Source organism: Streptomyces odonnellii, from assembly GCF_000981895.1.
Taxonomy (GTDB): Bacteria; Actinomycetota; Actinomycetes; order Streptomycetales; family Streptomycetaceae; genus Streptomyces; species Streptomyces odonnellii.
On sequence record NZ_LATD01000170.1, the window covers coordinates 1 to 4,335 of the forward strand.

The 4,335-nt window shown below is 71.0% G+C and carries 5 protein-coding genes; 3 read left to right on the forward strand and 2 right to left on the reverse strand.

The window, feature by feature from the left end:
• Positions 1–69 precede the first annotated feature (69 nt).
• Entirely contained in the window at positions 70–792 is a 723-nt protein-coding gene (npdG, locus tag WH07_RS17030; RefSeq protein WP_046500794.1) for an NADPH-dependent F420 reductase, read from the reverse strand.
• Positions 793–887: 95 nt separating this feature from the next.
• On the opposite strand from npdG, the gene WH07_RS17035 reads away from it, so the two are divergent.
• Together WH07_RS17035 and WH07_RS17040 are read left to right on the forward strand one after the other, a co-directional pair.
• Positions 888–1,493, forward strand: a complete 606-nt coding sequence (locus tag WH07_RS17035; RefSeq protein WP_046500791.1) for a hypothetical protein — start codon at positions 888–890, stop codon at positions 1,491–1,493.
• Between the two features lie 97 nt (positions 1,494–1,590).
• Positions 1,591–2,865 carry an MFS transporter gene (locus tag WH07_RS17040; RefSeq protein ID WP_046500797.1) on the forward strand — a complete coding sequence of 425 codons (1,275 nt, stop codon included), beginning with the start codon at positions 1,591–1,593 and terminating at the stop codon, positions 2,863–2,865.
• 111 nt (positions 2,866–2,976) lie between these two features.
• On the opposite strand, the gene WH07_RS17045 is transcribed toward WH07_RS17040, so the two are convergent.
• On the reverse strand, positions 2,977–3,207 hold the full coding sequence (locus WH07_RS17045; RefSeq protein ID WP_046500792.1) for a hypothetical protein: 231 nt from the start codon (positions 3,205–3,207) through the stop codon (positions 2,977–2,979).
• A 58-nt stretch (positions 3,208–3,265) separates the two neighbouring features.
• Here WH07_RS17045 and map point away from each other — a divergent pair, with 58 nt between their 5' ends.
• On the forward strand, positions 3,266–4,123 hold the full coding sequence (gene map / locus WH07_RS17050) for a type I methionyl aminopeptidase (protein WP_046500793.1): 858 nt from the start codon (positions 3,266–3,268) through the stop codon (positions 4,121–4,123).
• Positions 4,124–4,335: the final 212 nt, after the last annotated feature.

The following is a 4,335-nucleotide window of genomic DNA, read 5'->3' on the forward strand; positions in this document are numbered from 1 at the left end:
GTCTCCCCCATGCCCGCCGCGCGCCCGGCCGCCGGTCGGGCGGCGGGCCGGGAACGCGGGGGCGGCGGGTCAGATGTCCGTTACGCGCAGTCCGGCGTGCGCCTTGTAACGGCGGTTGACCGAGATCAGATTGGCGACCAGTGACTCCACCTGGTGCGCATTGCGCAGCCGGCCCGCGAAGATGCCGCGCATGCCGGGGATACGGGCCGCCAGTGCCTGTACGAGGTCCGTGTCCGCGCGTGCCTCGCCCAGCACCATCACATCCGTGTCGATCCGCTCCACGGACGGGTCCTGGAGCAGTACGGCGGAGAGATGGTGGAACGCGGCGGTCACCCGGGACTCCGGGAGCAGCGCGACGGCCTGCTCGGCCGCGCTGCCCTCCTCAGGAGTGATCGCGTACGCGCCCTTCTTGTCGAAACCGATCGGATTGACGCAGTCGATGACCAGCTTCCCCGCCAGAGCGTCCTTGAGGGACTCCAGGGTCTTGGCATGCCCTTCCCACGGCACCGCGACGATCACCACATCGCTGCTCCGCGCGCACGCCGCGTTGTCCAGGCCCTCGACCCCTTCGACCCCCATCTCGGCGAGTCCGGCGGCGGCCGTCTCGGCGCGTTCGGCCACCCGTGATCCGATGATCACTTTCTGTCCGGCCCTGGCCAGCCGGTAGGCGAGGCCGCGCCCCTGGTCACCGGTGCCGCCGAGGACGCCGACGACGAGCCCGGACACATCGGGGAGGTCCCACGGGTCCCGGGCGGGGGGCTTGGGGGTGCTGCCACTGTCGGTTGAAGTCATGGAACCGACCCTACTGGGCGGTACGGGATCCCGTTCGGGTGAGCCGCCGGGCATCCCCCCTCCTGGCGCCCCGCGCTGCGGCAGGATGCGGGCCCATGGATGCCGTACGCGTCGCACTGCTGCGTGAAGTCCTCGCGGGTACGGAGTGGCCGGCCGCGACCCGCCGGTTCGCCGGGGCCCTGCGTTCGTCCGTCGTACCGCACGGGGGCGGGCTGCTGCTGGTCGGTACGGAGGAGTACGAGCCGTGGCACCTGGCGGCGCATCTTGTGGACGAGGCGGCGTGGTCGGGGCAGCCGGAGCTGAACCCGACGCTGGTACGGCACCAGGTGCGGCCGGACGACCCCGCGCATCTCGCCGTCGGGCTGGGCCGGCTCGAAGCGGCGGGCCGGGGCGAAACGCTGCTGGTCGTGGCGCCGAAGCGGCCGGACTCCAGGCTCCTCGAACGGGTATACGGTGCGCGGCGGGCCGGGGCGACGGTGCTGTCGCTGGGCGACGGGGACACGGAGCTGAGCGGGCTCGCGCACGAGGGGCTGGCGGTGCCGGACGGGGCGGACGCTGTGGACCTCGACACGGTGCAGCACCTGGTCAGCGCGGCGGCCGGCGAGAACAGCCTCCCGCCGGCCCGGGGCCGCCGCCGCTTCCGCGACCGGCTGTCCCGCCTGGCCGACCATCTGACGGCCCCGCCGCCGTCCCGGTGGTGACGTCCTCGTACGCGGACGGGCTGAATTCGCGCGCCGTCGCCCCGAAAATCCGCTTGCCCAGCGTGTCCGTCGGCACCGAACATGTGCCCTCGTGACCATGAAGCTCAGCGCGATCCTGCCGGATCTCTCGCCCCTGCGTTCCTCCCGCGAGTTCCGGTTGCTCTGGGTACAGGGGCTGGTGGCCACCGTCGCCAGCTTCATGGCGCTGATCGCGCTACCGCTCCAGATCAAGGACCTGACCGGCTCACCATTCGCCGTCGGCGTGATGGGCGCGGTGGAGCTCGTGCCCCTCGTTGTCTTCGGGCTGTACGGCGGCGCCCTCGCCGATTCCGTCGACCGACGCAAGGTCATCCTGCTCACCGAGGCCGGGCTCGGGCTGCTGGCTGTGATCCTGCTGGTCAACGCGCTGCTGCCGCGGCCGATGCTGTGGCCCCTCTATCTCGTCGCGGGCGGTGTGTCCGCGCTGGTGGGGCTCCAGCGTCCGGCACTCGACTCGCTGCTGGCCCGTATCGTGCCGCACGACCAGCTCACCGCCGCAGCCGCGCTCAACGGCCTGCGCTGGCAGGCCGGCTCGATCGTGGGGCCTTCGCTGGCGGGGCTCGTCGTCGCGTACTCCGGTCACGCCACCGCGTACGGCGCCACCGTCCTGGGCTTCCTCGCCTCAGTGCTTCTCTGCTCGCGACTGTCGGCGGCACCCGCCGCGCACGACGCGGAGAAACCGTCCCTGCGGGGCATAGCCGAGGGCGCGCGGTACGCCTGGAGCAGGCCGGTGCTGCTGGGGACGTACGCGATCGATCTGGCCGCGATGTTCTTCGCCTTCCCGAACTCGGTCTTCCCGTTCCTCGCGGACGAACTGAACGCCGAGTGGGCGCTGGGGCTGATGTACGCGGCCGGGTCGGTCGGGTCCGCGGTGCTCGGACTGACCAGCGGCTGGACCTCGCGGGTACGGCGGCACGGGCTGTTCGTGGTGTTCGGCGCGGCCGCGTGGGGGCTGGCGATCACGGCCGCGGGATGGTTCTCGAACATCTGGGCGGTGCTGGTGTGCCTGGCGTTCGCGGGCGCGGGCGACATGCTCAGCGGTCTGGGCCGCTCGACGATCTGGAACCAGACGATCCCGGAGGAGCTGCGCGGCCGGCTCGCGGGGATCGAGGTGCTCTCGTACAGCGTAGGACCCCAGCTCGGGCAGGTGCGCGCCGGCACGATGGCGGGCTGGACGGGGACGCGCCCCGCGGTCTGGAGCGGCGGCCTGGCGTGCGTGGCCTCGGTGGGGCTGCTGGCGGCGGTCCTGCCGAGGCTGCTGACGTACGACGCGACGACGGACGAGGACGCGCAGCGGCGGCGCGCCGCGAAGGAAGCGGCGACCGTGGCCTGATGCCCCGGGCCCGCGCGGGAGATCAGGCCACGGGCCCGCCCGGCACCCGGCACCGGACGGACCCGGGTGATCCCTGCGTCGCCACCACCCGACCGGACCGCACCGCGCCCGTCAGTTGTCGGACGGGGTGTCGCCCTGCTTGTCGTGCCACTTCGGGTCCGTCTCCCACTCCAGGTTGCGTTCCTGCGCCGTGGTCATCGCGTGGGACGCCTCCTCCGGGGTCGCGTACGGCCCGAAGCGGTCCGCCGCGCGGCACTGCGGGCCCTCTTCCACCGTCTGGTGGCGGAGGCAGTAGTACCACTCGCCGGGTTTGCCGGCCGTGCGCTTCTTGAACAGGGCCATCGTCGGCTCCTTCCTCTCCCGCCATGCTGCCCCACACCCGCTGGTTAGACTCGCTGGCATGTCTGGCCAGTCACTGCTCGTACCGGGGGAGATCTCCCCCCTCCGTTCCGTACCCGGAAGAATCCGGCGCCCCGAGTACGTCGGGAAGCCCGCGCCCGCCCCGTACACCGGGCCCGAGGTGCAGACCGATGAGACGATCGAGCTGATGCGGATCGCGGGCCGCATCGCCGCGCAGGCGATGGAGGAGGCCGCCAAGCACATCGCGCCCGGTGTGACCACGGACGAACTGGACCGGGTCGCGCACGAGTTCATGTGCGACCACGGCGCCTATCCGTCCACGCTCGGCTACCGCGGATTCCCCAAGTCGCTCTGCACCTCGGTCAACGAGGTGATCTGCCACGGGATCCCGGACTCCACGGTGCTCCGTGACGGGGACATCGTGAACCTGGACGTCACCGCGTACATCAACGGCGTGCACGGCGACAACAACGCGACCTATTTCTGCGGCGATGTCGACGAGGAGTCGAAGCTCCTGGTGGAACGGACCCGCGAGGCGCTGAACCGTGCCATCAAGGCCGTACGGCCGGGGCGGCGGATCAATGTGATCGGGCGGGTCATCGAGTCGTACGCCCAGCGGTTCGGGTACGGAGTCGTCAGGGACTTCACCGGGCACGGGATCAACTCGTCCTTCCACTCCGGGCTGATCGTCCCGCACTACGACAGCCCGCACGCGACCACCGTCATCGAGCGGGGCATGACCTTCACCATCGAGCCGATGCTGACGCTGGGGACGTACGAGCACGACATGTGGGACGACGGCTGGACCGTGGTCACGAAGGACAGGAAGCGGACCGCGCAGTTCGAACACACGCTGGTGGTGACGGACACGGGGGCGGACGTTCTCACTCTTCCGTGAGGTTGCCGCGCGGCTGACGCGGGGTAGCGTTTTTACCGACAGGACGTCGGGAACCAGTTGACTTAGGTAAGCCTAAGTAAGAGTATCGCGGTAATGCGATGGCGGCTGCCCGTGGGCTGCCACCGCGTCGGTATTCGCCTGTTTCCCTTCCGCTCCGTCCCCTTTCGCCTCCGGAGGCCCGCCTTGGACGCAACCGCCGCCACCCCCTCCCC

What these genes read in the sequence shown, in the direction of transcription:
- npdG (WP_046500794.1), bottom strand. Translation starts at nt 792, where the DNA reads ATGACTTCAACCGACAGTGGCAGCACCCCCAAGCCCCCCGCCCGGGAC.
- WH07_RS17035 (WP_046500791.1), top strand. Translation starts at nt 888, where the DNA reads ATGGATGCCGTACGCGTCGCACTGCTGCGTGAAGTCCTCGCGGGTACG.
- WH07_RS17040 (WP_046500797.1), top strand. Translation starts at nt 1,591, where the DNA reads ATGAAGCTCAGCGCGATCCTGCCGGATCTCTCGCCCCTGCGTTCCTCC.
- WH07_RS17045 (WP_046500792.1), bottom strand. Translation starts at nt 3,207, where the DNA reads ATGGCCCTGTTCAAGAAGCGCACGGCCGGCAAACCCGGCGAGTGGTAC.
- map (WP_046500793.1), top strand. Translation starts at nt 3,266, where the DNA reads ATGTCTGGCCAGTCACTGCTCGTACCGGGGGAGATCTCCCCCCTCCGT.